Origin of the sequence: Streptococcus oralis (assembly GCF_001578945.1) — a bacterium.
GTDB classification, from domain to species: Bacteria; Bacillota; Bacilli; order Lactobacillales; family Streptococcaceae; genus Streptococcus; species Streptococcus oralis_Q.
On sequence record NZ_KQ969551.1, the window covers coordinates 142,566 to 145,412 of the forward strand.

Below are 2,847 nucleotides of genomic sequence, written 5' to 3' on the forward strand. Positions count from 1 at the left end.
TACCAGACAACCTACCTGGTGCTCTTTACAAGGCACTTTCGACCTTTGCTTGGCGAGGAATTGACTTGACAAAAATTGAAAGTCGTCCACTCAAGACAGCACTGGGCGAATACTTTTTCATTATCGATGTAGACTATAGTGACAAAGAACTGGTTCATTTTGCCAGACAAGAACTAGAAGCTATTGGAATTCAGCACAAGATACTGGGAACCTACCCGATTTTTACCATAACTGATATAGAAAAGGAGAGTCAATGAGCAAAGAAAATCCTTTAAGTCATCACGAGCAGTTACGTTATGACTATCTCTTCAAAAATATTCATTACCTCAATGACAGAGAAAAGAGAGAATTTGACTACCTACAAAGAAAACTAGATGGAACTTCACCTCACGGTAGAATCTATGAGAAAAATGAGGAAACTTTGGGCTCTGATATTGATCTTCCTAGCTACACTAATCGAAGTCGTTCAAATAGACAGCAAAGAAACACTTCACTTCCAAAAGTGAAAAAGAAGAAACCAAGAAAATTTTTCAAACGATTTTTAATTTGGTTTTTACTGTTGATAACCTGTGTGGCTGCGGGGATGATTTTTATGTTTCTTCGCGGTTTCCAGTCAGCAACCTCTACCAATAGGCCAGCTGATGCAAAAGCAGCTCAAGTAGAGGTCTTTAATGGTCAAGATACCAAAGATGGGGTGAATATCCTAGTCATGGGGACAGATGGCCGTATCGGTCAAAATAGTGCGGAGACCCGTACCGATACAATCATGGTACTGAATGTCAGTGGTTCGGATAAGAAAATCAAGCTAGTCAGCTTCATGCGTGACAACCTAGTCTATATTGATGGCTACAGCCAGATTGTAAATGGCCAGAAACAAATGGATAATAAACTCAATGTTGCCTATGAACTTGGGGAACAAGAAGGGCAAAAAGGGGCAGAAATGGTTCGCAAGGTTCTAAAAGATAACTTTGATTTGGACATTAAGTACTATGCCCTAGTGGATTTCCAAGCCTTTGCAACTGCTATTGATACGCTATTTCCTGATGGGGTAACTATAGACGCCAAGTTTTCAACGTTAAATGGTCAGCCTCTGACAGAAGCCACAGTTGGAGATGACCTTCATGCAACAGAAACCGAATCACCAACTCAAACTATTAAAGTTGGGAAACAGCAGATGAATGGCTCAACCTTGCTCAATTACGCTCGCTTCCGTGATGATGATGAGGGAGACTATGGTCGTACCAAACGTCAGCAGCAGGTCATGTCAGCAGTTCTTGAGCAAATCAAAGATCCAACCAAACTCTTTACAGGATCAGAGGCACTTGGAAAAGTCTTTGGAATGACTTCTACCAACCTACCATATACCTTCTTACTGACCAATGGCTTATCAGTTATCGAAGGTGCACAGAATGGTATCGAAAGACTCACAGTGCCAGAACTTGGCGATTGGGTAGATGCTTATGATGTCTACGGAGGACAAGGTCTACTTGTCGACCAGAACAAATACCGGACTAAACTCGCCCAAATGGGAATGAGATAAGAGATAGATAAATAAAAATCAAAGCTTCATTCACCAGTAAAAATGGTGGATTGGGCTTTGATTTTTTACGGTATCTGATGGATTTCTAAGGCTTTTTTATGGTATAATAAAACGATATAACTCGTTTTTGAAAAGAAGAGGAGAGACATGAGTGATTTGAAAGCGATTCAGGCTCGTAGTCTGAAAATGGCTGAATATTTTGTCGCGTTTTGTAAAGAACATAATTTGTTGTGCTATCTCTGTGGTGGTGGGGCTATTGGTACCCTTCGTAATAAGGGTTTCATTCCTTGGGATGATGATTTAGACTTTTTCATGCCTCGCAAGGACTATGAAAAATTAGCAGAGCTGTGGCCTCGTTATGCAGATGAGCGCTATTTCTTATCAAAAAGTGACAAGGATTTTGTAGACCGTAACCTCTTTATTACCATTCGTGATAAGGAAACCACTTGTATTAAGCCTTATCAAAAGGATTTGGATTTGCCACACGGTTTGGCCTTGGATGTTTTGCCTTTGGATTATTATCCGAAAAATCCAGCTGAGCGTAAGAAACAGGTTCGTTGGGCATTGATTTATTCACTCTTTTGCGCCCAAACTATTCCAGAAAAGCATGGTGCCATCATGAAATGGGGAAGTCGTATTTTACTCGGTTTGACTCCTAAATCTCTCCGTTATCGCATTTGGAAAAAAGCTGAAAAAGAAATGACCAAGTATGGTCTAGCTGAGAGCGATGGAATTACGGAATTATGCTCAGGTCCCGGCTACATGCGAAACAAATACCCAATCGCATCCTTTGAGGACAATCTCTTCTTGCCATTTGAAGGAACTGAGATGCCCATCCCAGTCGGTTATGATGCCTATCTCAGCACTGCTTTTGGGGATTATATGACACCGCCACCAGCGGACAAGCAAGTACCGCATCATGACGCCATTATAGCAGACATGGACAAGAGCTACACAGAGTACAAGGGAGAATATGGAGCATGATGGGAGAAAAAATCAGCGTTATCGTTCCAGTCTACAATGTAGAAGCCTATCTGGAGCGATGTGTGGAGTCAATTCTTCAACAGACTTATGCCCATTTTGAGTTAATCCTAATCAATGATGGTTCTACTGATTCCAGTGGACTGATCTGTGATCACTTAGCATCCCAGTATGAGAACATCAAGGTTTATCATATCGAAAATGCTGGTGTTTCAAATGCTAGAAATATGGGAATTCAGCTAGCTACGGGTTCTTGGGTTACCTTTATTGATAGCGATGATTTTGTTACCCAGGATTACCTAGCTACTTTAGTAAGTGCAGTTGAG

At 41.1% G+C, this 2,847-nt stretch carries 4 protein-coding genes; all 4 read left to right on the plus strand.

Translation table 11 applies throughout. The annotated features are described in order from the left end of the window. A partial coding sequence (locus SORDD16_RS03395) for a prephenate dehydratase (RefSeq protein WP_081215125.1) occupies positions 1-257 on the plus strand: 257 nt, incomplete at its 5' end. Next, the gene (locus tag SORDD16_RS03400) at positions 254-1,540 is read left to right on the plus strand and encodes an LCP family protein (protein WP_061452385.1); all 1,287 of its coding nucleotides are present in this window, start codon (positions 254-256) and stop codon (positions 1,538-1,540) included. The genes SORDD16_RS03395 and SORDD16_RS03400, both read left to right, overlap by 4 nt. A gap of 147 nt (positions 1,541-1,687) precedes the next feature. Beyond that, positions 1,688-2,524: a LicD family protein gene (locus tag SORDD16_RS03405; protein WP_061452386.1), complete on the plus strand. Its 837-nt coding sequence runs from the start codon at positions 1,688-1,690 to the stop codon at positions 2,522-2,524. Then, the coding region (locus SORDD16_RS11600; RefSeq protein ID WP_241733956.1) for a glycosyltransferase family 2 protein at positions 2,521-2,847 on the plus strand (327 nt) is incomplete at its 3' end. The genes SORDD16_RS03405 and SORDD16_RS11600, both read left to right, overlap by 4 nt.